Raw genomic sequence first — 25,521 nt, forward strand, 5'->3', positions numbered from 1 at the left:
GCGAGCAGGAGGTGGCGGGCGCCGTGGCGGGCGACCAGGTGGCGGGCGAGGAGGGCGCCGAGGCCGCCGGTGCCGCCGGTGATCAGGACGGTGCCCTCCGGATCCAGCTCACGCACCTGCGACACGGGTTCGGTGACCGGAAGCAGGCGGGGTACGGAGCAGTGCCCGCGGCGGACGCGTACCTCGAACTCGCCGCAGGCCGCCGCGGCGGGGATCGCGGCGTGTGAGGCGGGGTCGGTGTCCACGTCGACGAGGCCGAAACGCCCCGGGTGCTCGGCTTCCGCGGACCGCACCAGGCCGGCGACCGCCGCCGAGGCGAGTCCGCTGGTGACGGCGACCAGGCGGCTGTCGGCGAATGCGGGGTCGGCGAGGAACTGCTGGACGGCGTCGAGGACTCGGGCGGTCACGGCGTGCACCGCGTCCGGCAGACCCGCGTCGCCCGTGTCCGGCGTCCCGGCTCCGTCTCCGTCCGTTAGACCGGTTCCGTGCGCCGGGCAGCTCAGCAGCACCAGAGCGGGCGGGGTTCCGGGTGCGCCGGCGAGTGACGCCACGTCGGCGGCGACGGGCGTGGTGAACCCGAATCCGGCCTCGGGCGGGCCGACCAGGGCCCAGCCGTCCGCGTCGGCGGGGACCTCCAGCGGCTTCCAGTCGACGCGGTGGAGGGGGCTGCGCCGGGCCTCGGCGAGCTGCTGTTCGCTGACCGGGCGGCCGCGCACGCTGCGTACCTCGGCGACGGGTTCGCCGTCGGCGTCGTGGAGGGTGAGGGAGCTGTGTTCCGCGCCGGCGGCGCGGTGCAGGTGGACGCGGACCGCGGCGGCGCCCGGGCGGTGCACGCGGACGCCCTCCCACGCGAAGGGGATGAGTGTCTCGCCGGGTTCGGTGCCGCCGAGTGATTCGACGTGCAGGGCGGCGTCGAGCAGGGCCGGGTGCAGCCGGTAGTGTCCGGCGTCACCGGCGGACTCCGGCAGCGCCACGTCCGCGTACAGGTTCTCGCCGTCCGTCCAGGCGGCGCGCAGCCCCTGGAACAGCGGGCCGTAGTCGTAGCCCTGTTCGGTGAGCCGGGCGTAGGCGTCGGTGACGTCGAGGGCGGCCGCGCCGGGCGGCGGCCAGGCGGCCGGGCGCGCGGCGGGTGGCTGCGGTGCCGCGCTCAGCGAGCCCGTGGCGTGCCGGGTCCAGGTGGCCGAGCCGTCGGTGCGTGAGTGCACGGTGACGGGGCGGACTCCGTCGCCGTCGGGTTCACCGACGGTGACGTGGATCGTGACCGAGCCGTCGGCGGGCACGATCAGCGGCGCCTCCAGGGTGAGTTCCTCGACGGTGGGCGTGTCGGTCTCCCGGCCGGCGGCGAGGGCGAGTTCGACGAACCCGGTGCCGGGCAGCAAGGTGACGCCGTGGACGGCGTGGTCCGTGAGCCAGGGGTGGCGTCCGGTGCCGAGGCGGCCGGTCAGGACGGTGGAGCCGGTGTCGGGCACGGGCACCGCGGCGGTGAGCAGGGGGTGTGTGACCGTGTCCAGGCCGGCGCCGCCGACGTCGCCCGTGGCGCTGCCGGCGTCGATCCAGAACCGGCGGCGCTGGAAGGCGTAGCTGGGCAGGACGAGTTCGGGGTCGTCCGGCGCGTCCTTCAGGACCGCGGCCCAGTCGGGTTCGATGCCCGCGGTGAACGCGGCGGCGAGGGCGGTCTGGAGCTCGGTGGCCTCGTCGCGGCGGGCGCGCTGGACGGGGATGAAGACGGTGCCGTCGGTGTGGGCGACTGTCTCCCGGGCCAGTGCGGTGAGCGTGGCGTCCGGGCCCACCTCGACGAAGCGCGTGATGCCCGCCTCGTGCAGGGCGGTGACGCCGTCGGCGAAGCGCACGGCGCGGCGTACGTGCTCCACCCAGTGGTCCGGGTCGGTGAGTTCGCCGGGGCCGGCCGGGCGCCCGGTGACGTCGGAGACGAAGGTCAGTTCCGGTTCGCGGTAGTCGAGGCCGGCGGCGACCTCGGCGAAGTCGGCGAGCATCGGCTCCGTCATCCGCGAGTGGAAGGCGTGTGAGACGGTCAGCCGCTTGTGCCGCACGCCCTGTGCCTCGGCCCGCTCGGCGGCTTCGGTCAGGGCGGGCACGGGCCCGGACACCACCACGGAGGTGGGCGAGTTGACCGCGGCGACGTCCAGGCCGAGGTCCGCGATCAGCCGCTCGGCGTGTTCCTCACCGGTGTTGAGGGCGAGCATGCCCCCGGGGGGCAGGGCCTGCATGAGGCGGGCTCGTGCGGCCACCAGGCGGGCGGCCGGGTCCAGGTCCAGCACCCCGGCGACGTGCGCGGCGGCCAGGGCTCCGATGGAGTGGCCGAGTACGGCGTCGGGGCGCAGACCCCAGTGGCCGAGCGCTCTGGCCAGGCCGACCTGGAAGGCGAACAGCGCGGGCTGTGTCCACTCCGTGCGGTCGAGGGCGCCGCTGTTGCTGTCGTCCCACAGGATGTCGCGCAGCGGTGTGTCCAGGTGCCGGTCCAGTGCGGCGCAGGCCTCGTCGAAGGCCTGGCGGAAGGGCGCGCAGTGGGCGTGCAGGCCGCGGCCCATTCCGGCCCACTGCGCGCCCTGCCCGGTGAACAGCCACGCGGTGCGGCCGGGGCCGGCCTTGCCGGTGAGCGCGGCGCGGCCGTCGGCGATCTCCCGCAGGGCCGCCAGCAGTTCGGCGGGGTCGGTGCCGACGGCGGCTGCCCGGTAGGGGTGGGCGGTGCGGCCGAGGGCGAGCTTGCGGGCGACGGCGGCCGGTACGACGGTGTCGTCGCCGTCGAGCGCGGCGTGCAGCCGGGCCGCCTGCTCGCGCAGGGCCTGCTCGGTGTGTCCGGACAGCGGCCAGCAGACGGGACCGGAGACGGTCTGGTCCACGGGCCTGGCCGGGGCCGGGTCCACGGCTTCGAGGATGACGTGGGCGTTGGTGCCGCTGACACCGAAGGAGGAGACGGCGGCGCGGCGGGGGCGCCCGGTGCGCGGCCAGGGGCGCGGCCCGGTCAGCAGCTCCACCCGGCCCGCGCTCCAGTCGACCTGGGTGGAGGGGGCGTCGACGTGGAGGGTGGCGGGCAGCAGTCCGGCGCGCAGGGCGAGGACCATCTTCATCACGCCGGCGACACCGGCGGCGGCCTGGGCGTGCCCGATGTTGGACTTGATGGAGCCCAGGTAGAGGGGCTCGCCGGGGCGGTCCTGGCCGTAGGTGGCGAGCAGGGCCTGTGCCTCGATGGGGTCGCCGAGGCGGGTGCCGGTGCCGTGCCCCTCGACGGCGTCGACGTCGGCGGGGGTGAGCCCGGCCGAGGCCAGGGCCTGCTGGATGACGCGCTGCTGGGACGGCCCGTTGGGCGCGGTCAGGCCGTTGGAGGCGCCGTCCTGGTTGACGGCGGAACCGCGGACCACGGCGAGCACCGGATGGTTGTTGCGGCGGGCGTCGGAGAGCCGCTCCAGCAGCAGCGTGCCGGCGCCCTCGCCCCAGCCGGTGCCGTCGGCGGCGTCGGCGTAGGACTTGCAGCGGCCGTCGGCGGCCAGGCCGCGCTGCAGGCTGAAGTCGGTGAAGGTCTCCGGCGTCGCCATCACGGTGACGCCGCCGGCCAGGGCGAGGGTGCACTCGCCGCGGCGCAGCGCCTGCATCGCCCAGTGCAGGGCGACCAGCGAGGAGGAGCAGGCGGTGTCGACGGAGACGGCGGGGCCCTCCAGACCGAGGAGGTAGGCGACCCGGCCGGAGGCGACGCTGGCGGAGCTGCCGTTGGTGAGGTAGGGCAGCAGGTCGTCGGGGACGTCCCGCAGACGGCTCGCCCAGTCGTGGTACATGACGCCGGCGAAGACGCCGGTGCGGCTGCCGTGCAGCGTGCCGGGGTCGATGCCGGCCCGTTCGATCGCTTCCCAGGACGTCTCCAGCAGCAGCCGCTGCTGCGGGTCGACGGCGACGGCCTCACGGGGGCTGATCCCGAAGAACTCGGCGTCGAAGTCGGCCGCGTCGTGCAGGAAGCCGCCCTCGCGGACGTAGGTCTTGCCGGTGCGGCCCACCTCCGGGTCGTACAGCTCGGCCGTGTCCCAGCCGCGGTTCACCGGGAACGGCGAGATGCCGTCGACGCCGTGGGCGACGAGGTGCCACAGCTCCTCGGGAGTGGTGACTCCGCCGGGGTAGCGGCAGGCCATGCCGACGATGGCGATCGGGTCGTCGTCGGTGAGCGGGCCGGACCCGGACTGCGGTGAGTTAGCCGGGGCCGCCGGGGCGAGCAGGGCCAGTATGTGGTCGGCGAGAGCCGTCGGCGTCGGGTAGTCGAAGATCAGGGAGGACGGCAGGCGCAGTCCGGTCGCCGTGCCGAGCGCGTTGCGCAGTTCGATGGCGCCGAGCGAGTCGAAGCCGGTCTCGCTGAACGGGCGGCGCGGGTCGACGGCGCTGCTGTGCTCGTGCCCGAGGACGGCGGCCGCGTGCCCGGTGACCAGGTCGAGGACCTGGCCGCGGCGGTCCCGCTCGGGCAGCGCGGCCAGGCGGCGGGCCAGTTCGCCGCCCGCGGCGGCGCTGCCCGGCGCGCTGGTCCGCCGTCGCCTGGGCACCAGGGAGCCGAGCACGGAAGGCAGCGGGCCGGTGCGGGCCCGCAGGGCGGGCAGGTCCAGGTCGATGGGCAGCACGACCGGCGTGTCGCGGGTGAGGGCCTCGTCGAACAGGGCGAGGCTCTGCTCGGGGGTCAGCGCCCGCACCCCGGAGCGCTGCGAGCGGCGCAGGGTGACCTCGTCGAGGCGGCCGCCCATGCCCTCCTGGCCGGCCCACAGCGCCCAGGCCAGGGAGGTGGCGGGCAGGCCGAGGGCGTGGCGGTGTTCGGCCAGGCGGTCCAGGAAGGCGTTGGCGGCGGCGTAGTTGGACTGGCCGCCGGCGTCCATGGTGGCGGCGGCGGAGGAGAACAGCACGAAGGCGCTCAGACCGGCGTCGCGGGTCAGCTCGTGCAGGTGCCAGGCGCCGTCGGCCTTGGCGGCGAACACGGTGTCCATGTCGTCCGCGGTCAGGGTGGTGACCGCTCCGTCGGCCACGACACCGGCCGTGTGGACGACGCCGGTCAGCGGTGTGCCGGGGTCGATTCCGTCGAGCAGCCGGGCCACGGCCTCGCGGTCGGCGACGTCGCAGGCCTCGATGCGCACCTGCGCGCCGGCCGCCCGCAGCTCGTCGGCGAACTCGGCCGCTCCGGGCGCGCGTTCCCCGGACCGGCTGGTCAGCAGCAGCGAGCGCACCGCGTGCCGGGTCACCAGGTGGCGGGCCACGCGGCGGCCCAGGCCGCCGGTGCCGCCGGTGATGAGCACAGTCCCCGCGGTCCAGGGCGCCCGGGGTTCGGCGTCGGCCTCGGGGTCGGCTTCCGTCAGCCGCGCGAGCCGGGCCGCCGTGAGCTCGCCGTCGCGGACGGCCAGCTGGTCCTCGCCCCGCTCGGGGTCGGTGGCGAGGGCCAGCGCGGCCAGCAACCGCTCGGCGGTGGTGCCGGGTTCGGTGTCGACGAGGGCGAACCGTCCCGGGTGTTCGGCCTGCGCGGCGCGCACCAGGCCCCACACGGGTGCGGCGGCCAGCCCGGCCGGGTCGCCGGCCCCGGAGGCGACGGCCCGTTCGGTCACGAACACCCAGCGCAGGGTGGACGATTCGGTGACGAGGGCCTGCTGCAGCAGGCCGAGGACACGGGTGGCCGCGGCCCGGGCGGCCGCCGCCGTGCCGCTCGTGTCGGCGGTGACGTGGACGACGACGGCGTCCGGGGCGGCGGCGCCCGCGGCGAGCGCGGCCCGCAGTGCGGCGAGGTCCGGGTGGTGGTCGCCGGGCAGCGGCAGGGCGGGGCTGTCCAGCAGGGCCAGTCGCGGTCTGCCGGCCGCCGCCTCGGTGACCGGCTCCCAGCGGACCTGGTGGAGCGGGCGGGTGGGGCGCGCGGTGTGCAGGGGCCGTTCGACGACGGTCTCGACGGTGGCGACGGGGCTCCCGGTGCCGTCGGTGAGTTCGGCGTGCAGCCCGGCCGCGTCGCGCTCCAGCCGGACGCGCAGCGCGGTGGCGCCCGGTGCGTGCACGGTGACGCCGTCGAGGGAGAAGGGGATGCGGGTGCCGCCCTCGTCGGGCCGGGGCAGGAAGTCGGCGGCGTGGAACGCGGAGTCCAGAAGGGCGGGGTGGACGAGGAAGGCGTCGGCGCCGGAACGTGCCGTGTCGTCGAGCGCCACCTCGGCGAGGACCGTCTCGCCCAGCCGCCAGGCCGCGCGCAGATTGCGGAAGGCGGGCCCGAAACCGTATCCGGCCGCGGCGCGGTCTTCGTAGAAGGAGTCGAGGCCGATGGGCTGGGCGCCGGGCGGCGGCCAGGCCTCCGCATGCGTGGGCGGGTCGGCGGGTGCGGCGGACACCGTGGCGCGGGCGTGCGTGACCCAGGTCTCGGTGGCGGCGTCGAGGCAGGCCACGCGCACCTCGCGCCGCCCGTCCGGGCCGGGCGGGGCGAGCCGGACCTGCACCGGGACGGTCGCGTCGGCGGGCAGTGGCAGCGGTGCCTGGACCAGTAGTTCGTCCACCCGGGGGCAGTCGACGGCCCGTCCGGCCCGCAGGACGATCTCCAGCCACCCGGTGCTGGGCAGGATCGGGTCCCCGGCGATGACGTGGTCGGTGAGCCAGCGCTGCGTCCGGGTCGACAGCACCCCGGTGAGCAGGGTGCCCTCGCCGTCGGCCAGCGAGATCTGGGCGGTGAGCAGCGGGTGGGTCAGCGGGGTGAGCCCGGCGCCCGCGACGTCGGGCGCGGCCTGGGTGGTGAGCCAGTAGCGGCGGCGCTGGAAGGCGTAGGTGGGCAGGGGCACCGCCCGGGCGCCGGGGAACAGGCCGGCGCCGCTCACCGCGGCACCGCGCACCCAGGCCGCGCCGAACGCGCCGAGCAGTTCGCTCTCCTCGTCGCGCCCGGCGTGCAGGGTGGCCAGGGCGACGACGTCCGCCGCGTCCTCGGGCAGGCAGGCCGGGGTCAGTGCGGTGAGGACGCCGTCGGGGCCGACCTCCAGGTACGTGGTGACGCCCTCGGCGTGCAGGTGGCGTACGGCGTCGGCGAAGCGGACCGTGCGGCGCACGTGCTCCACCCAGTAGTCGGCGTCCGGGACCACCCGCTCGCCGGTCATCGTGGAGACGAGGGGTATCTCGGGCTCGGCGTACGTCACGGCCTCGGCGACGCGCCGGAACTCCTCCAGCATCGGTTCCATCAGCGGCGAGTGGAACGCGTGCGACACCCGCAGGCGCCGGGTCCGGCGGCCCTGCTCGGCGAAGTGCCGTTCGATCCGGGCGACTTCGTCCTCGGCTCCGGAGACCACCAGCGACGCCGGGCCGTTGACGGCGGCGAGGGACACCGTGGCGCCGAGCAGCGGCAGTACCTCCTCCTCGGTCGCGGCCACGGCGGCCATGGCGCCGCCCGGCGGGAGTTCCTGCATCAGCCGGCCGCGGGCGACGGTCAGCATGACCGCGTCGGGCAGGGAGAGCGCGCCGCAGACGTGCGCGGCGGCGAGTTCGCCGACGGAGTGCCCGGCGAGGAAGTCGGGGCGTATCCCCCACGATTCGAGGAGCCGGTAGAGGGCGACCTCCAGGGCGAACAGCGCGGGCTGCGCGTATTCGGTGGTGTCCAGCAGCCGCGCCGCCTCGGAGCCCTCCGCCGCGAACACCACGTCGGTGAGCGGCCGGTCGAGCAGGAGGTCGACGTGGTCGGCGACGACGTCGAAGTGGTGCGCGAAGAGCGGGAAACGGCGGTGGAGTTGGCGGCCCATGTCCAGCCGCTGGGAGCCCTGGCCGGTGAACAGCACGGCGAGCGGACCGTCGGCGACGCGGCCGGTGGGTGCCTGGCCCGCGGCGAGCTCGGCCAGGCGGGCGCGGGCCTGGTCGGTGTCGCCGGCGAGGACCGCCGCGCGGTGGTCGAGGGCGGCGCGGGTGGTGACGAGGGAGAAGCCCACGTCGGCGAGGCCGGTCTGGTCGGCGGGCCGCTCGGCCAGCCAGTCGGCCAGCCGGGCCGCCTGGGCTCGCAGTGCCGCCTCGCTCCTGCCGCTCAGCAGCAGCGGCACCGAACCGGCGGCCGGCGGGCGCGGCGGCTCGGCGGGCAGCGCGGGCGGCTCCTCCAGGATGACGTGGGCGTTGGTGCCGCTGGCGCCGAAGGAGGACACTCCGGCCCGGCGCGGCCGGTCCTCGCGCTGCTCCCACGGCCCGGGCCGGGTGGCCAGCCGCACCGCGCCGGACGACCAGTCCACGTGCGGTGTCGGGTTGTCGGCGTGCAGGGTGGCGGGCAGGACGCCGTGCCGCATGGCCATCGCCATCTTGACCACGCCCGCGACGCCCGCCGCGGCGCCGGTGTGCCCGATGTTGGACTTGACCGAGCCCAGCCACAGCGGGTCCTCGGCCGAGTGGTCCCGGCCGTAGGTCTCGAGGATCGCCCGGGCCTCGATCGGGTCGCCGAGCCGGGTGCCGGTGCCGTGCGCCTCGACGGCGTCGACCTGGGCGCCGGTGAGCCCGGCATCGGCCAGGGCCTGCCGGATGACCTTCTTCTGGGCCTGTCCACTGGGTGCGGTGAGTCCGTTGCTGGCACCGTCCTGGTTGATGGCGGAGCCGCGTACGACGGCGACGACCGGGTGTCCCGCCTTCAGCGCGTCGTCGAGCCGTTCGAGTACGAGCATGCCGGCGCCCTCGGCGAACGCGGTGCCGTCGGCCTCGGCCGCGAACGCCTTGCAGCGGCCGTCGGCGGCGAGGCCCCGCTGCCGGCTGAACGTGGTGAACGTCCCCGGGCTGGAGATGACGGCGACGCCGCCGGCCAGCGCCAGTGCGCACTCTCCGCGGCGCAGCGACTGCACGGCCAGGTGCAGCGCGGTCAGCGATCCGGAGCAGGCGGTGTCGACGGTCAGGGTCGGCCCTTCCAGGCCGAGGGTGTAGGCGACGCGTCCGGAGACGACGCTGGGCAGGTTGCCGAGCAGCAGGTGTGCGTCGACCCCGTCGGGCGCCTCGTGGGTGCGCGGCCCGTACTCGTGCGGTTCGACGCCGATGAACACGCCGGAGCGGCTGCCGTGCAGGGTGCTCGGGTCGACGCCGGCCCGCTCCAGCGCTTCCCAGGCGGTCTCCAGCACCAGGCGCTGCTGCGGGTCCATGGCCACGGCTTCCTTCGGGCCGATGCCGAAGAACTCCGCGTCGAAGTGGCCCGCGTCGGACAGGAATCCGCCGTGCCGGACGTAGCTGGTGCGGGGCGCGTCCGGGTCGGGGTCGAACAGGCCGTCCAGGTCCCAGCCGCGGTCGTCGGGGAACTCCGCCAGGACGTGTTCGCCGGCGGAGACCACGCGCCACAGGTCCTCGGGCGAGCCGATGCCGCCGGGGTAGCGGCAGCCGATGCCGACGACGGCGATCGGCTCGTCGTCGAAGGACGCGGCCGGCTCCGGTTCCGGGGCCTCCTCGGGCGTCCCGAGGAGCCGCGCCTTCAGATAGCGCGCCAGCAGGGCGGGTCGCGGGTACTCGAAGCCGACAGTGACGGGCAGGTCGAGCCCGGTCTGCGCGACGAGCCGCGCGTGGAGTTCGACCAGCCCCAGGGAGTCGAGCCCGAGGTCGCGGAAGGGCCGCTCCAGGTCGATCTCGCCGTCGGCGTCCGGGTCCGTCCGGAGCCGGATGTCGTGGAGCTGCTCGCGCAGCAGCCGGGTCAGCGAGCGGGTGAGTTCCGCACTCGTCGGCAAGGTCGGCTGCTCTTCGGCGGCACCGCGCTCGGCGTCGGTACCGGCGTCGTCGGCGGGGATCACTGGGCTATCACCTGGTCACCTCGGAGTTCCTACGGGAAGACAGGTGCGTCTCGGCCATCGACGGTAGCTTTCGGCGGGTATCCGCCCCACCCCTGCGAATGGGGCGACGCCCCCTATGGACCGAGTCGCGGACGGGGCTACGACATGAGCCGACCTGGCGGCCGACGGCCCCACCTCAGGGACCTGCGGCCGGCGCGGACCTGGGGGTCCGGCCGCCGTAACGGCGGGGAGAAGACGGGGGTTTCAGCCGACTGGTGGCTACGGTCCTGCGGGCCCCAGACCATACGGACGGGCCCCACGATCCGGAAGGCCGCCGGCAACTCCGGCAGACAGCCTCGCAGATCCAGCGGACCGGTCCCGCAGCCCCGGAGCGCGGCGGGTCCGCAGATCCACGGGTCCCGCGCCTCCGCGAGTCCCGCCGCCCCGCCCCCAGGGCGCGGCGGCCGACTCCCCCCCGGCGTCACCCCCCGGCCTCACCCCCTGACACGCGCCAGCAAAGCGCGCCGGTCGGCCTTGCCGTTGGTGGTGAGGGGGATGTCGTCGACGAAGTGGATCTGATGCGGAAGCATGTACGCGGGCAGCGTCTCGGCGCAGAAGGCGCGTACGGCGGCCGCGGTCGCGCTCTCGCTGGCGGCTCCGTGCCTGCGGACGAGGAAAGCCGTCAGTACCGGTTCGGGCCCGGAGTCCCGGTCCAGGGCGACCACCGCCGAAGCGACGCCGTCATGTCGCTGCATCCGTCGTTCGATCTCGCCGAGTTCCACCCGGTTGCCCCGCACCTGGACCTGGGAGTCGGCGCGGCCGCAGAAGTACAGTTCGCCCTCCGGGCCGCGGTAGGCGAGGTCCCCGGTGCGGAAGACGAGCTGCCCGGAGGAGGGGTCGAAGGGGTCGGGGACGAGTGCGGCGGCCGTCGCCTCGGGGTCGTTCCAGTAGCCGCTGAACAGCGCCGGGCTGCGCAGGTGGATCTCCCCCGTCACCCCGGGTTCGGTGACCGGACGGCCGGCCTCGTCGATCAGGGTCATCTCCGCACCGGGGTGGGCCCAGCCGATGGACGGCCGCTGAAGGGTGTCGGGAATCGGGTTGGGCAACGCGGTGAGGGAGGCGGCCATCGACTCGGTCGCGCCGTATCCGTTGACGATCTGGGCCTTGGGCAGCAGTTCGGACAGCCGGCGCAGCTCCGGCAGGGGGAAGTCCTCACCGGAGTAGACGACGCGCCGCAGTGTGTCCATGGCGGCCAGTTCGTCGGCCGCGGTGCGCAGCACGGGCCGCCAGATGGACGGGACGCCGTGCACCTGGCTGACCTCGGCCTCGGACAGGAACTCCAGGAAGCGGCGGGGCCAGGCGAGTTCGTCCCGCGGCACCGGTACGAGCGTCGCGCCGCAGCCCAGGGCCATGCCGGTGTCGACGAGGGAGAAGTCGAACTGCAGGGGGGAGGTGGTGGCGACCCGGTCGCCGGGCGCGACGAAGCCGAGCCGCCGTACGCCGCGCAGGAACGACACGACACCCCGGTGGGTCATCACCACGCCCTTGGGGCGGCCGGTCGTTCCGGACGTGAAGATGATGTAGACGGGGTCGGTGGGGGTCACTCCGGCGCGGACGCGGGGCCGGGTGTGCGGCGCCCGCTCGACGCGCAGCCCGTCGTCGCCGAACCGGCCGGTGCCGGTTGTGCCGGGCAGGTGGTCGCGGGTGCCGTCGCCGTACTGGAGGAACAGTGCCGGCCGTGCGCTGTCGAGGATCAGGGCCAGGCGCTCGTCCGGCATGTCCGGGGCCACGGGGATGAACGGCAGCCCGAGAGTCGCGCAGGCCAGCAGCACGGCGAGGGCCGACGAGCAGTGGTGGGACTGCACGACGACCCGCTCGCCGACGTCGAGGCCGAGCCCGTCCAGGGTGTCGACGTACCCGTCCACGAGGTCTTCGAGTGCGGCGTAGCTCCAGGTGCGCAGGCCGCCGTCGGGCGCGCGTTCGACCAGCGCCGGGGCGTCGGGGGTGGTGGCGGCAGCGGCCAGCAGGTAGCCGCGCAGATTGTCGTTCTCGTCGGTCGCACAGGCGAAGCGGACCGATCGCGGAGGCTGGAGCGTCACGGGTTCTCCTGTCGGCGGACTGCATTGCGGTGTCCGCAGGGAATTTCCACGGCACCGTTCCGGCGCCCGACGCTAATCAATCCCGGCCACCGACACAGTACCTTCACGCCCGTTTCCCAGCGGGCCTGGGGGGCTTAGGGGACGCTAGGGGTTCTGCGCCCGAACGCCCGACAGGAGACTCGGCAGGACCACACCTGCGAGCAGCTGCAAGGACGTGCACACGCTGCGAATCGGCCACTTCGGAGGGCGCATGGAAATCAGCGAAACGAGCAGCACCGCGATTGTCTTTCCCGGAATCAGCGCCACCCCATATGCCGATCTGGCCAAATTCCTGATGCTCAGTAAATCGGCCAGGGCGCTGGTCGCGGAAGCGAGTGACATACTCGGTTATCACCTGCTCGACCGGTACAAGGAGGAGGACGGGCGGTTCACCGCGAGTTCCCGGGTGTCCTTCCTCGTGGGCTGTCTGGCGCTGGCCCGGGACGCCGAACTGCGGTCCGAGCTGCGGCCCGACGTCGTGGTGGGGCCGAGCTTCGGCGGCATGCCGGCCGCGGCCTACGCGGGCGCGGTCGGCTTCGCCGACGCGGTGCGGATGACCGCCGGCTGGGGCGACCGCGTCGACCGTTACTTCGCCGAGCACTACAGCGACACGGTCTCGCAGTCGTGCGCCCGGCTGCCGGAGGAGGAGCTGGCCGAGGTGCTGGCGCAGCTGCGCGCGGACGGCGAGTGGCACGACGTTGCCTGCTACGTCGACACCGACTTCGCGATCGTCTCGGTGCGCGAGCGCCGCCTGCCGTGGCTGGTGGAGCAGATGCGGGCGCGCGGCGGGCTGCCGCTGGCCACCATGCGCCCGCCCATGCACTCACCGTCCTTCGCCGCGCTGCGCGAGGAGGTGGCCGCGGAGGTGTTCGCGCGGCTGGAGTTCTCCGACCCGGTGCTGCCCATGGTCGACGACCACGACGGCGGCGCGGTGCACACGGCCGGGCAGGTGCGGGAGATGGTCCTGGACGGGATCACCGCGCCGGTGCGCTGGCCGAGCGTGGTGGCCACGCTGCGGGAGCGCGGTGTGCGCGAGCTGGTCGTCGCCGGCCAGGACAGCCTGTGGGGGCGGGTGCGGTGCAGCACCGACAACTTCGTGGTGACGACGCTGACACCCCGGCGCGCCCTGGTTCCGCCGGCCCGGAGGCTGCCGGCGGGCACCGGATGAAGGCGCCGGCCGCGACGGCGGGCGCCCCCGCGCGGGGCCTACTGCGACGCCCGCACCTCGGTGAGGGTCTGCCAGAGCAGTGCCGGTGTGGAGAAGCGCTCCATGCTCATGGCGTCGTTGCTGAACCGCACCCCGTAGGCGGATTCGAGGGCGGCCAGCAGCTCGACGGTGGCCATGGAGTCCAGTCCCAGGTCCTTCAGCGAAACGTCTTCGGTGAGCGGCTCGTCCGGCCCCATGAACGGGGTGTGCCGGCGCAGCAGCTGCTCGAACTCGGAATCCCACACGGTCGGGCCCTTCCTGCTCGGCGAACTCGGCGTCAACCTAAGGGCGCCCCGCGCATGACAACAACCCCTAACCCTGGCAGGAGGCCACGATGACGGAGCCGGTGTCGGACGTCGGGGTGCACCACCGATTCCTGGAGGGACTGCGCGCCGCCCACGACCAGCCCGCCCTCTGCCTGGGCGCCGAGGAGCGGTACACGTACGGCGAACTCCACGACACCGCGTTGCGCTGGGCGGGCACGCTCACCCGGCGCCTGGCCGGCCGCCCGCGCCGTGTCGCCGTGCTCGCCGGGAAGAACCTCACCGGTTACGCCGGGCTGCTCGCGGCGCTCTACACGGGCGCCGCCGCGGTGCCGCTGCACGTGGGGTGGCCGGCCGAGCAGATCGGGCAGATGCTGCGGGCGGCGCGGGTGGACGCGGTGATCGCCGATCCGGACGGCCTGCTCACGGTGGCCGAGACGGGACTCGGCCTGCCGGTGCTGTGTCCGGACCGGCCGGGATCCGGCGCGGACGACGGACCGTTCGGCGGGCTGCTGCCGCTGGAGCCGGCGGACGCCCTCGTGGAACCCGCCAGGGTCGCTCCCGACGACGTGGCCTATGTGCTGTTCACGTCGGGCTCCACGGGACGGCCGAAGGGGGTGCCGCTGACCCACGCCAATCTCCTGCACTATTTCGCGGTGGTGGACGCGCGCTACGACTTCGGGGTGGGCGACGGCTTCGCGCAGACCGTCGAGCTGAACTTCGACTGCACCGCCTTCGACCTGTTCTGCGCCTGGGGGGCGGGCGCCTGTGTGCACCCGGTGCCGCCGACCGCCTATCTGGATCTGCCGGCGTTCGTGCGCGAGCGGAGGATCACCGTGTGGTTCTCTACGCCGAGCGCCATATCCCTGGTGCGGCGCACCGGCAGGCTGACGCCCGGCTCCCTGTCGGGCCTGCGCTGGAGCTTCTTCGCCGGCGAGGCGCTCAAGTGCGGGGATGTCGAGGACTGGCACCGGGCGGCGGACCACAGCATCATCGAGAACCTCTACGGCCCCACCGAGCTGACCATCACGATCAGTGCGCACCGGTGGTCGGCGCAGATCTCCGGTGAACTCGCGGTCAACGGGGTCGTCCCGATCGGCGCCGTCCACGAGGGGCATCTGGCCCGGCTGCTGGACGACGACGGCCAGGAGAGCCGGCACAGCGGTGAACTGTGCGTGAGCGGCCCGCAGTTGACCCCCGGGTATCTGGATCCGGCGGACGGCGAGGGGCGGTTCTTCGTCGAGGACGGACGCACCTGGTACCGGACCGGCGACCGGGTCGTGCGCACCGCCGACCAGTACAGCTATGTGGGCCGGCTGGACTCGCAGGTGCAGCTCAAGGGGCTGCGCGTCGAGCTGGCGGAGGTCGACAACGCGGCGCGCTCCTGTCCGGGGGTGACCGACGCGGTGGCGGTGGCGCGGCCGGCCGACACCTCGTTGGAGCTGGTGGTCTTCTACACCGGGGAGCGCGTTCCCGCGGCGAGCCTGCTGAAGCATCTGCGGAGCCTGCTGCCGAGCGGCGCGCTGCCGCGCGAGTTCCGGCACGTCGAGTCGTTCCCGCTCAACTCGAACCGGAAGACCGACCGCAGGGAACTGGCCCGGCGGGCCCAACTGCCGCCCGGAGCGGAGGAGTCGGGCCCGTAGCCGGTTTCCGGGACTCAGGAGTGGGGGGCCGCGGGACGCTCGCGGTCCCTCATCGCCTGGCGTTCGGCGATGCGGACGCCGATGCCGTCGAGGACGACGCGCAGGCCGAAGGCCGGGCCGTTGTCGTCAGCGGGGTCGAAGGCGCCCGAGGACATGGCATCGAGCAGCGCCGGGTAGCGGTCGCCGTGCTTGCGGACCAGTTCGGCGATGGCGCTGCCCCACTGTTCGTTGGACAGGCTGGAGGTGTGGCCGGAGGGGGCGTTTCCGGCGTACTGGACCCAGCTGCGCACGTGTCCGTTGACGGCCACGACGGCGTCGGTCTTCTCGCTGCCGCTCAGGGCCGTGTCGCGCAGGGCGGACACCGCGGATTCCAGCCAACCGAGTTCGTTCGGGCCCATGGCCCGGCCGAACGTTGCCGCCAGGACGGCCCACGGGTGGTCGTTGAGGACCATCAGATAGCAGTGTGCCCAGACCTCGAGCTTGGCGCGCCAGTCGCCGACGGAGTCCTCGAGCACCGGCGGGTCGCCGAGGGCGGCGTCGATCATGAGGCTGACCAGCTCGTTCTTCCCGGGCAGGTAGCGGTACAGCGACATCGTGCTGAAGCCGAGCTCACCGGCCACGCGTTGCATCGAGACCGCCGAGAAGCCCTCGCGGTCGGCGATGTCGATCGCGCATTCCACGATGCGCTCGACGGAGAGCGCCGGCTTCGGCCCGCGAGCCGAGCGCTCCTGTCCGCCCCAGAGGAGCTCCAACGTCCTCGAGAAGTCATCGGCTCTGTCCTGTTTCGACACAGACACTCCAGTCGTCGAGCACGGAGCGATTGACCACCCCGCCGTTCTGCGTATAGCTTACACAAGTGAGTACGGCATACACAGTTACCGTCCTCGTCCGACCACGCGTTGAACCGGAGACACTCTGATGGTTACCTCCCCCACCGCGCCCCGCCTAGACGCTCCCCCGCAACTGGGGGGCCGCCGTTGGGTGGCACTCGTGGTGATCTGCATGGCCGCCTTGCTGCTGAGCGTCGACCTTACCGTCCTGCAACTCGCCATCCCCTCGCTCATCAAGGACCTCAAACCCACCTCCAGCCAGATCCTGTGGATCGCGGACATCTACGGTCTGGCGCTCTCCGGTCTGCTGGTCACCATGGGCAACATCGGCGACCGGATCGGCCGCAAGAAGCTGCTGCTGGCAGGGTCGTTCTCGTTCGCTGCCGCCTCGGTGCTGTGCGCCTACGCGGACTCGCCCAGCTGGCTCATCTTCGGGCGGGCGCTGCTCGGTGTCGCCGGTGCGACGGTCTACCCGACCACGCTCTCCATCATCCGCAACATCTTCACCGACCCCAAGGAGCGCACCACCGCCGTCGGCATCTGGGCCGCCATGATCAGCGGCGGTATGGCCATCGGGCCCATCGTCGCCGGACCGCTGCTCAACAGCTTCTGGTGGGGCTCGGTCTTCTTGATCAATGTCCCCATCATGGTACTGCTGTTCTCGGTGGCGGTCTTCGTGGTCCCCGAGTCCCGCAGCCCGCTGCCGGGCCGTATCGACCCCGTCAGCGTCGTGCTGTCGGTCATCGGTGTCGTCGGCATCGTCTACGCCATCCAGGAGTCGGTGCACGACGGCTTCACGGACACCCGGGTGCTGACCGCCACGGCCATCGGCGTCGTCGCACTGGTGCTGTTCGCGCTGAAGCAGGTCCGCATGGCGCACCCGCTGATCGACGTCAAGCTCTTCACCAACACGGCGTTCTCCGGGGCCGTGGCGTCCAACACCTTCGCCCTGTTCGCCTTCATCGGTACGACGCTGCTGCTCAGCCAGTACTTCCAGCTGGTGCACCAGTGGTCGCCGCTGAAGTCGGGCCTGGCCATGCTGCCCCCGGCCGGCGTGGCGATCGTGGTGGCCCCGATGATCGGCATGCTGGTGCCGAAGATCGGCCGGGCCAAGCTGTGCTGCTTCGGACTCGGCGTGGGCGCCGTCGCCATGGCCTTCTACAGCACCCTGAAGGCCGACACCAGCTACGGCATCGTGATCATCCCCATCATCCTGCAGGCGATCGGCGCCGTGTCGACGTTCACCGTCACCTCCGACACCATCGTCAACAGCGCGCCCAAGGAGCGCTCAGGCGCCGCGTCCGCGCTCGCCACCACCGCGGCCGAGCTGGGCGGCGCGCTGGGCATGGCGGTGCTCGGCACCATCCTCAACAACCGCTACACCCACACGCTGGAGCTGCCCCAGGGCACCCCGGCGCAGGTGGCCAGCGCGGCCCGCGACTCCCTCGGCGGGGCCCTCCAGGCCGCCGCCGCACTTCCCGCCAAGACGGCCTCCGCCCTCCTCGACGCGGCCGACGCCGCGTTCATGCGGGGCCTGCACTCCGCCGTCATGGTCAACGTGGTGCTGCTCGCCGTGGTCGCGATCACGGCGCTGATCACGCTGCGCCACGCGCCGGCCACCTATCCCGAGGACTACGAGGAGGAGTTCCCCGGTCTGAGCGAGTACCTGGCGCACCACCCGGAGGAAGCGGCGGCCGGGCTCGGCGGCGCCGCACCGGGTGCGGCCGGCACCGCGACCACGTCCGGCGCCGCCCGGCAGGGCGACGTTCCCCCGAACGCCGACCTGCGGCCGGGGACCTGACCAGGGGCGCTCAGGCGCGACGTCCCTGTCGGTCCCCATAGACACGGCGACCACGACACCGACGACACAGAAAGCGCGGAACCCCCCATGCCTGTAGGTCGAGTAGTGAGCTTCGACAGCGTTCACGGCTACGGCTTTGTCAGCCACCCCTCAGGCGAGGACGCCTTCATGCACGCCAACGACATCCTCCGCGACCGGCACCTCATCGCTCCAGGGGTGCAGGTCGAGTTCGAGGAGACCGAGAGCGAGCGGGGTCTGCGGGCCGTCAACGTGCGGCCGCTGACCCGGGTGCCGGCCACCCAGGCCGACGGCCCGTGCCAGGACGGCCCGCGGACGGCGTCCCATTCCGCGGCCGGGACGATGACGTCGGCCGAACTCCTGCAGGAGTTCACCGACGTCATCATCTCGGGCGCCCCGTCGGTGACGGCGGCCCAGATCTCCCGGCTGCGGGAGCGACTGCTGACCGTGGCCCGCAGCCACGGCTGGGTGCACGACTGACCCGGCCGTGGCCCGGGGCGAGGACACCCCCTAGGTCTGCACCGACCGTGAATCTAGGGGTCGTACGCCTTCCGGGGCCGTGGCTATATAGAAGCCCCAGGCGGCCGGCACCCGGTGCGGCCACGCCGTGGCGGACGCGCAGGGCCCGCAGCCCGCGCACACGCAATCCTTCCAAGTGCCTACGGAGGCGAATCATGGGCCGCGTCGAGGGCAAGGTCGTCGCAATCACCGGAGCCGCCCGCGGACAGGGCCGCAGCCACGCGCTGCGACTGGCCGAGGAGGGCGCGGACATCATCGCGCTCGACATCTGCCAGGAGATCCCCGTCGCCGACTACGGCATGTCGACCTCCACGGACCTGGAGGAGACCGCGGAACTGGTCCGCAAGCTCGGACGGCGGGCGGTGACCCGCGAGCTCGACATCCGCGACCGGCCCGCGCTCGACCGGGCGTTCGCCGAAGCGGTCGAGGAACTCGGCCGGCTCGACGTGGTCGTGGCCAACGCGGGCATCAGCCCGGTCGGCATGGACCGGCCGCTGTCCGCCTTCACCGAGACGATCGACGTCAACCTGCTCGGCTCGATCTCCACCGTCCACGCCGCCCTGCCCCACCTCGTCGACGGCGGCTCCGTCATCGTGATGGGCTCGGTCGCCGGCCTCGCCCCGGAGCTCGCCGGCAACGCGGTCGCCGGACCCGGCGGCTACGGCTACAGCTTCTCCAAGAAGACGCTCGTCGACTACGTCGACTGGCTCGCCGTGCAGCTGGCCCCCAAGGGCACCCGCGTCAACGCGGTCCATCCGGGCAACGTGGCCACCCGGATGGTCCAGAACGAGTCCACCTACCGCACCTACCGTCCCGACCTGGAGCACCCCACCGAGGCGGACGCCGAGGTGCTCTTCAGGAACTTCCACGCCATGGGCGTTCCGCTGCTGGATCCGATCGACATCTCGCACGCCGTGGTCTACCTGGCCTCGGACGAATCGCGGTACCTCACCGGCGTACAGCTGAAGATCGACGCCGGGGCCCTGGCGCAGCGGGCGATCCAGCGCTGAGCCGCCCGGGCGGGTCCGCAAGCCCCACCCGGCCTATCCAGGCCACCGACCAACCTACGGAGAATCAATGAGCGCCTTCGACGGCACGTGGTCCATCACCATCGCCTCTCCCATCGGCCCGCAGCACGGCACCGTGGACGTCAAGCAGAACGGGGCCGCGCTCAGCGGCACCGCCACCGCCATGGGCAGCACGGTCGACATCGAGAACGGCCGCCTGGAGGGCGACCGTGCGCAGTTCACCATCAACATGGTGCGCCCGATGCCCATGAAGATGGACTTCGACCTCATCATCGACGGTGACGCGCTGACCGGCGGGACCGTCGCGGGCAACTTCGGCCGGATGGCCGTCACCGGCCAGCGCGCCTGACGGACACGGCCACCCCGAAGGCGGCCTCACGACGCGCGGAAACCGTGTGGGCGGCCCTCTGATCCCCCGCAGAGGGCGGGCGCCGCACGGTTTCCGCGCCCCGCCTTCGCCGGCCGTGTCCTTCCCACGCCGCGTTTCCGCGCCGCGGGGTTTCCACGCCGAGCCTTTCCACGCCGCGCCGTTGCGCGCACCCCGTCCGAAGGAGGCCGCGTGCACGATCTCGTCTGCTGGGAGGAGCTGCACCGCGGGCACTCCCATGAACTGGTCCTCGCGGTGGGCCGCCCCCTGCTCGGCCCGACGGGCACCGACCTGCGGGACGCGGCGCCGCTGCTGGAGACCGAGCACACCGTGTGGCAGGCCCTGCCGGGCCCCGCCGGGCACCGGCCCTCGGGGCTTGACCTCGACGCGTACCTAGTGCCGTGGACCGACGACGTGCGAGCCCGCGGCCTGCGGGTACGGGCCGTCCTGGGACTGGGTCCCGGCGGTCTTTTCGCGGGCGTCATCGCCGCTGCCGTCGCCCGGCTGCAGGGACGGCCCCCCGCGGTGCTGCTGCCCGACACCACCCTCGGCGAACCTGTCACCGAGCAGTTCCGCCGTCTGGTCGCGAGCGTCTCCCGGCAGCGCCGGCGCACCGATCCCGGCGCCCTCGACTCGGCCGCCGGCCTCACCCAGGCGGTCCTCGACCTGACCGCCGTGAGCCTCTCCGCCCATGCCGCGACCCGCCCCCGGAACCGTACGCCGGCCTGGCGCCTCAGCCCCCTCCCCCAGCCGGTACCCACCGAGCACCGGTGACCGCCGTACGCCCGCCGGATGCCAGGCGGCCACGCGACTGTTTCGAGCAGCCACCCGAAGCGAAGGCCAGGAGGTTAGCCCGCGGGAATGATTCACCGGCGCCGCAGGGTGAACCGTGCGCGGTGGATCCGCGTCAACGGCAGGCGCCGGTGCTCGGCCGTTAGCGTCGGCTCCTGTGCCGTTGAGCTATGCATTTGTGAACCTCAAACCCGGAGTGGGCAAGACGACCAGCGCGGTCTGGTTGGCCCACGCGCTGCACGCATCGGGCCTGTCACCGTTGCTCGTGGACAGCGACCCCGCCTCGTCCGCGCTGCGCTGGAGCGAACTGGCGGGCGGTTTTCCGTTCCCCGTGCTCGCCCTTCCCGTGGGCGACGTACACCGGCGGGTGAACGACTTTCTCGACAACCGACGGGCCGTGGTGTTCGACGCCCCCCAACTGGAGGACCACGCCCCCATCGCCCGGGGGGTCATGCGGTACGCGAGCGAGTGGATCGTGCCCGTGACCCCGGCCCCCATCGAGTTGGACCGCATGGCGCCCATCGACCGCGAAATGGATGACATGCAGTCCCTGCGTTCCCACCCGGCCCGCGCCGTCGTCCTGCTGAACCGCACGAATCGCCCCGACGCCACGCGCACCGGTCCCGACGCCGACGCCCGCGAAGCCCTCACGGAGCGGGGCTTCGACGTGTTGTCCACGCACATCCCACGACTCGACCTGTACTCCCAGTCCTTCGGCAGCCCCGTCGAGGTGAAGGGCACGGCCTACATGGATCTCGCCGAGGAGCTCATCAACCGTCAGGACGGCGTATGAACCAGCGCAAGGACACCTATCGAGCCGCACTGCAGCGTCGACCGGACACGACGGCCCCCGCTTCGGCTCCCACCAAGGTCACCCGGCTGGACACCCGCTACGTCAAGGTGACCATCGAAGTGGACCTCGCCTTTGCGCGTGACCTCACCGCCTGGGCAGGACAACCGCTGTCCGCACTCGTGCGCGCCGGCGAGGCAGTCCTACGACCGCTGCGACAGGAGCAGTAGGCCGGCCTCGACCACGCATCGTCGATCGCATGGCAGTTCATACCGTGAGCCGGCAACGCAACCGCTCCGAACCGGCATTTCCTGACCCCCAGGATCCCTTGATCAAAACGGACGGCCGGGACTCTGGACGTCCGGCCGCGCAGCTCGTGACCGGCGCTCCCCTACACCCGGCGGAGTAGTCACGATGCGTCCCCCCGCAGGATGACCGCGGGTGCGCCATGGGCGATGCTGTGGGCTGTGACAGCTGATCTTCGCCGAGCCGCAGCCGGAGATGGAGACGGGGACGGGGACGGGGACGGGGGCGCCCGTCCGGAATCCGCTCCGCCGTCGCTCTCTGCCGAGCGCGCGCACCGGCCACGCCGCTCCCGGCTGCGGCGGTGGCTTCGGCGCACCGCGCTGGGCTGTGCCGTCGTGCTGGTGGTCGTCACAGTGGCCTCGTTCGTCTACAACGGCGTCACCGCCGGGCGCGCCGCGCCGCCGCGGGGGCTCAGGTACGTGCAGGCCGCCGACATCCGCACGCGTTACCAGACCTGGGGTACGGCGGGCCCACCGGTCGTCCTGGTGCACGGCGCCTTCGAGTCCGTGGACACCTTCTCGCGCCTTGCCCCGCTGCTCGCCCGCGACCACCGGGTGTACGCGCTCGACCTGACCGGCGACGGATACAGCGAGCGCCACGGCCCGTACACCGTCGACCATTTCACCCGGCAGCTCCTGGGCTTCCTGGACGCCATGCACCTCGGTGGTGCGGGCGAGCGCCCACTGCTGGTGGGGCACTCCAGCGGAGCCGCCGTGGTCACCGAGGCGGCGTTGCGGGCCCCTGGCCGGCTGGGAGGTGTGATGCTCCTCGACGGCGACGCCCTCGACACGGGCGCCGGGCCGCCGCCGGCCCTCAATCACGTGCTGATCGACCCGTACCGCACCAGCCTGCTGCGGATCGGGCTCGGCATCGACGCGCTGATCCGCAGCGTGTACGACGCACAGTGCGGGCCTGCCTGTCCGCGCCTGGACGCCGCCGGTCTGGATCAGTGGCGACGCCCGCTCCGGGTGCCGGGCGCGGAGAACGCGCTCTGGAGCATGCTGGCCGCGGGTGTGCCGGGTCTGCCGGCGGACCAGGTGGCGCGGCTCGCCGGGGTGCGCCTGCCCAAGTCGGTGGTGTTCGGTGCCCAGGACGACGTGTTCACCCGGCAGACTCCGCAGGAGACCGCCCGGCGCATAGGCGCACCACCTGCGACGCTCATCCCGGGCGCCCGGCACCTGACGATGATCTCCAGCCCCGAGGCGGTCGCGACGGCCGTGGACAGACTCACGGCGGCATCGATCGCGGCATCCCGGTGAGTCCGCGGCTGCCCCGGTTCCCTGGTCGGCCACGACGTCAGCGCACGTGGCCCGGCCCACCCCTCGCATCAGGGCTACAGGTCGCCGTGCCGCGCCTGCTGCCCATGAGCGCCAACTCCGTGGTGACAGGGTCCGGTTCTCCCCGAGTGATCGCGCATTCCTGCTGCGCCGGCACCGCGGTCCGATCGCAGGCCGACGCCCTGCCGGCATGCGGCTTCCTCGAAACGGTCACCATGTCGGAGGCGATCTCGGCCTTGGATTCCAGTGTGAACGAGCGGCGAGGAAGCGGCTTCCTCAAGGCGAACCGAGCCCGGAAGGCAACGCGTGGGCTGGGCTCGGGGTGGTCGCCGACGGGTTGGTGGCGGACGTGGGCGAGGTGGGTGGCTCCGGGGGCTCGGTGAGGTGCCGGGTGCCGCCGGGGTCGGTGCAGGCGTGCACCCCGGAGGTGAGCAGAACGCAGGCCCTGGCCGCTGAGGGGCTGGGGGCGGCGACCATCGCGCTGAACGTGTCGGTGTCGTAGTGGACCTTGTTCTGGTAGGTCCGGCCCCCCGCGCCCACGACCTGAGCGATGTCGCCGGGGCGTCCCCAGCTGATACGGGACCAGGCAGCCCTGCAGGCGTCGCTGTAGCGCAGTTCCACGTAGACCCCGGCGACCCTGTACAGGGCGGCGGTCCACGCATCGCCACCGCAGCCGGCCTGTGCGGGGTCCTTGCCGGCGCAGCTGTCAGCGAAGCAGTTGACATCGAGTTGCCTGGTCGGTGTGTCCGTCCCCGCAGCGCCGTCCCGGCCGGTGTGTGCGTCTGAATGCCGGCCGAACGCACCGTACAGGAAGATGGACGAGGCCACGACAGCGACCAGGGTGACCACAACCCAAACCAGCGACCGCCTGCCGGGGCGACGGTCTGCGGATTCCCCTGCCTGCGCGGCTGGAGAGCGCTCCGGTACAGGAGCGGGTGCCCCCGGCCGTCGGTCGTCGACGTCGTGGGCGTGCCAAGCGGTGTTCGCGAGTTCCCACAGCGCCACGAGCCGGGCAGGCTCGGCGTCGGCCAGCTTGCCGAGGGAAGCCACCGCGTGCTGCGACGGCAGCGCCTTGCCGTTGAGATAGCGTTCCCAGGAGGACTTGCTGTGCGGGGTGTGCCTGGCGAGGGTGGCCAGACTCAGTCCGGAGCGGTCCTTCAAGGCCCTCAGTTCGACGACCAGATGCCGGACGTCCGAGGCGAGACCGTCGGGTAACGGCTTCCAGTCAGTCACGCACATCCTCCGAAGCCCAGTACATCTTGTTCATCACTTTCTTCCCCACCGTGCTCGTCATGGGTGAACCCGGAACGATGGTTTCGCACAACCAGGCACATCTGCAGCGCAGTTGACGTTATGACGGTGTCATGAACGGAGGAAATTCGGCGCGCGGGGCACTGTGCGTACTGGTTCTGGCACTGGTGTGCGCGGGGTCCGGGAGCCCCCGGGACCACCGGTCCGGCGACCGTGGTGACGGCGCACTCATCGCCGGCGGGCTGCCTGCCGCGCAACAGCTGGCGGTCGGAGACACCCGGGGCAGTGATCTGATCGGCCTGTGGCAGAGCATGCTGTGGGCCGACGGATACTCTGCCCGCTCCGGGGTCACCTGCACGTACAACGAGGCGACCGCCGACGCCACCCGCGTCTGGCAGAGCAACCACCACCTGTCCGCGGACGGGATCGTAGGGCCGGCCACTTGGGGCATGGCGGCACAGCGTATCGTCCGCGAGGGCCAGTGGATGGTCTACCAGGGCGAACGCCACGGCCTTCCGCTGCGCCTGGACCGAGACGGCGTGTACGAGGTCTACGACACCGGGCGGTTCCACCCGCTGCGTACCGACGCCGTCACCCTGACGCGCTGCCGGTGATGGCGTCGACCCAGCTGTCGTACCGCGCGACGCCGAGTTGATGGCCGTCGACGACGACCGTGGCACGCACCGCGTCCGGCCCGCTTCCCACCATCGCCGTGTACGCCCCGCCGGTGGCGACCACTTGCTGGTCGCCACCGGTCGTGGCGATCCGTAACTCGGCCGTCGCCGCCGGAGTCTCGACCTCCGCCCAGCTCGCCAGGCATGCCGGGCTGTACTGAAGCGTCAGGACGTGGCCGAACGCGCGCAGCCGGTGGACGGCGACGCTGTCGTGATCGCACCTCTCGCGGTAAGGGTCCAGGCCCCGGCAGCCGGTCGACCGGCAAGCGGCTGCCGCCCGGTCCACCGTGCTGTGCAACGGCCATGGCCAGGCCGGTGCTCCAGGGGGAGCACCGGCCGGCGGGCGGTCAGCCTCCGTGCCGGTGTCCCATGGCCGGGCGAGCAGGACGGCCGCCAGCAGCGAGCAGGCCGCGGCGACAGCGGCCTTGGTGCCCGTGCGCGGCACCCGGGACTTGCGCGGGGACGGCCGGTTCGCTGCCGGTAACCGGCCGGTGGCCGGGGCGTCCGGGTCCTTCGCCGGTCCCGCGGGACGCCGCGGGGCGGGCGACGGGCCGGTGTCCCCAGCCGGGCTCTCCGGCTTCCAGGCGTGGGCTGCCGATTCCCACAGCACGCGCAGTTGCTCGGCGTCGGCCTGCGCCAGCCGTCCCAGTCCCGCGACCGCCGGCCAGGGAGGCAGTCTCCGCCCGTTGAGATAGCGCAGCCAGGAACTGCGGCTGTAGCCGGTCTTCGCGGCGACGGTCGCGGTGTTCATCTCGCACCGGTCCACGTACTGGCGCAGTTCTCGCACCAGCCGGAGCACCTCGGCCGGAACGTCACCCCGCGGCGGCTGCCAGCGCCCCACGACCGCATCCCCCCTCTCCCGCACGGACCAATATCTCATGGCCGTCCCGCTCCGCCGCCCGGCCGCCGG

17 protein-coding genes are annotated in these 25,521 nt (G+C 73.1%); 11 read left to right on the forward strand and 6 right to left on the reverse strand.

The genetic code is table 11. The features are described from left to right. The coding region (locus AB0M27_RS32665; RefSeq protein ID WP_365727124.1) for an SDR family NAD(P)-dependent oxidoreductase at positions 1 to 9,728 on the reverse strand (9,728 nt) is incomplete at its 3' end. Between the two features lie 473 nt (positions 9,729 to 10,201). After that, the gene (locus tag AB0M27_RS32670; RefSeq protein WP_365727126.1) at positions 10,202 to 11,806 is read right to left on the reverse strand and encodes an AMP-binding protein; all 1,605 of its coding nucleotides are present in this window, start codon (positions 11,804 to 11,806) and stop codon (positions 10,202 to 10,204) included. A 250-nt stretch (positions 11,807 to 12,056) separates the two neighbouring features. On the opposite strand from AB0M27_RS32670, the gene AB0M27_RS32675 reads away from it, so the two are divergent. Then, positions 12,057 to 13,013, forward strand: coding sequence for an ACP S-malonyltransferase (locus AB0M27_RS32675; RefSeq protein WP_365727128.1), 957 nt, complete (start codon positions 12,057 to 12,059; stop codon positions 13,011 to 13,013). A gap of 38 nt (positions 13,014 to 13,051) precedes the next feature. On the opposite strand, the gene AB0M27_RS32680 is transcribed toward AB0M27_RS32675, so the two are convergent. Further along, positions 13,052 to 13,297, reverse strand: coding sequence for an acyl carrier protein (locus tag AB0M27_RS32680; RefSeq protein ID WP_365727129.1), 246 nt, complete (start codon positions 13,295 to 13,297; stop codon positions 13,052 to 13,054). An 89-nt stretch (positions 13,298 to 13,386) separates the two neighbouring features. Here AB0M27_RS32680 and AB0M27_RS32685 point away from each other — a divergent pair, with 89 nt between their 5' ends. Then, positions 13,387 to 14,958, forward strand: coding sequence for an AMP-binding protein (locus AB0M27_RS32685; RefSeq protein WP_365727131.1), 1,572 nt, complete (start codon positions 13,387 to 13,389; stop codon positions 14,956 to 14,958). Between the two features lie 14 nt (positions 14,959 to 14,972). On the opposite strand, the gene AB0M27_RS32690 is transcribed toward AB0M27_RS32685, so the two are convergent. Then, on the reverse strand, positions 14,973 to 15,710 hold the full coding sequence (locus AB0M27_RS32690; protein WP_356316751.1) for a TetR/AcrR family transcriptional regulator: 738 nt from the start codon (positions 15,708 to 15,710) through the stop codon (positions 14,973 to 14,975). Between the two features lie 166 nt (positions 15,711 to 15,876). Here AB0M27_RS32690 and AB0M27_RS32695 point away from each other — a divergent pair, with 166 nt between their 5' ends. The 8 genes from AB0M27_RS32695 (at position 15,877) to AB0M27_RS32730 (ending at position 22,668) form a co-directional block, all read left to right on the forward strand. Further along, positions 15,877 to 17,589: a DHA2 family efflux MFS transporter permease subunit gene (locus tag AB0M27_RS32695; RefSeq protein WP_365727133.1), complete on the forward strand. Its 1,713-nt coding sequence runs from the start codon at positions 15,877 to 15,879 to the stop codon at positions 17,587 to 17,589. 105 nt (positions 17,590 to 17,694) lie between these two features. Beyond that, positions 17,695 to 18,087, forward strand: coding sequence for a cold shock domain-containing protein (locus AB0M27_RS32700; protein ID WP_365334298.1), 393 nt, complete (start codon positions 17,695 to 17,697; stop codon positions 18,085 to 18,087). Between the two features lie 194 nt (positions 18,088 to 18,281). Next, positions 18,282 to 19,136, forward strand: coding sequence for a mycofactocin-coupled SDR family oxidoreductase (locus AB0M27_RS32705; RefSeq protein ID WP_365727135.1), 855 nt, complete (start codon positions 18,282 to 18,284; stop codon positions 19,134 to 19,136). Positions 19,137 to 19,203: 67 nt separating this feature from the next. Then, a complete protein-coding gene (locus AB0M27_RS32710; protein WP_356316759.1) occupies positions 19,204 to 19,503 on the forward strand; it encodes a hypothetical protein in 300 nt (99 codons plus the stop codon). Positions 19,504 to 19,713: 210 nt separating this feature from the next. Then, the gene (locus AB0M27_RS32715; RefSeq protein WP_365727137.1) at positions 19,714 to 20,295 is read left to right on the forward strand and encodes a hypothetical protein; all 582 of its coding nucleotides are present in this window, start codon (positions 19,714 to 19,716) and stop codon (positions 20,293 to 20,295) included. A 181-nt stretch (positions 20,296 to 20,476) separates the two neighbouring features. After that, positions 20,477 to 21,106, forward strand: coding sequence for a ParA family protein (locus tag AB0M27_RS32720; protein WP_365727139.1), 630 nt, complete (start codon positions 20,477 to 20,479; stop codon positions 21,104 to 21,106). Next, a complete protein-coding gene (locus AB0M27_RS32725; protein ID WP_365727141.1) occupies positions 21,103 to 21,333 on the forward strand; it encodes a hypothetical protein in 231 nt (76 codons plus the stop codon). Before AB0M27_RS32720 ends, AB0M27_RS32725 begins: the two co-directional genes overlap by 4 nt. Positions 21,334 to 21,750: 417 nt before the next feature. After that, positions 21,751 to 22,668: an alpha/beta hydrolase gene (locus AB0M27_RS32730; RefSeq protein ID WP_365727143.1), complete on the forward strand. Its 918-nt coding sequence runs from the start codon at positions 21,751 to 21,753 to the stop codon at positions 22,666 to 22,668. 294 nt (positions 22,669 to 22,962) lie between these two features. Here the strand turns inward: AB0M27_RS32730 and AB0M27_RS32735 are convergent, their stop codons facing one another. Continuing rightward, complete coding sequence (locus tag AB0M27_RS32735) at positions 22,963 to 23,919, reverse strand: DUF2690 domain-containing protein (RefSeq protein ID WP_365727145.1); 957 nt, start codon at positions 23,917 to 23,919, stop codon at positions 22,963 to 22,965. Positions 23,920 to 24,050: 131 nt separating this feature from the next. Here AB0M27_RS32735 and AB0M27_RS32740 point away from each other — a divergent pair, with 131 nt between their 5' ends. Continuing rightward, the gene (locus tag AB0M27_RS32740) at positions 24,051 to 24,551 is read left to right on the forward strand and encodes a peptidoglycan-binding protein (RefSeq protein WP_365727147.1); all 501 of its coding nucleotides are present in this window, start codon (positions 24,051 to 24,053) and stop codon (positions 24,549 to 24,551) included. Here AB0M27_RS32740 and AB0M27_RS32745 read toward each other — a convergent pair. Then, complete coding sequence (locus AB0M27_RS32745) at positions 24,529 to 25,491, reverse strand: DUF2690 domain-containing protein (protein WP_365727149.1); 963 nt, start codon at positions 25,489 to 25,491, stop codon at positions 24,529 to 24,531. The two genes, AB0M27_RS32740 and AB0M27_RS32745, sit on opposite strands and share 23 nt — an antisense overlap. Positions 25,492 to 25,521: the final 30 nt, after the last annotated feature.

The organism is Streptomyces sp. NPDC052107 (genome assembly GCF_040680215.1).
In the GTDB taxonomy this organism is placed as follows: Bacteria; Actinomycetota; Actinomycetes; order Streptomycetales; family Streptomycetaceae; genus Streptomyces.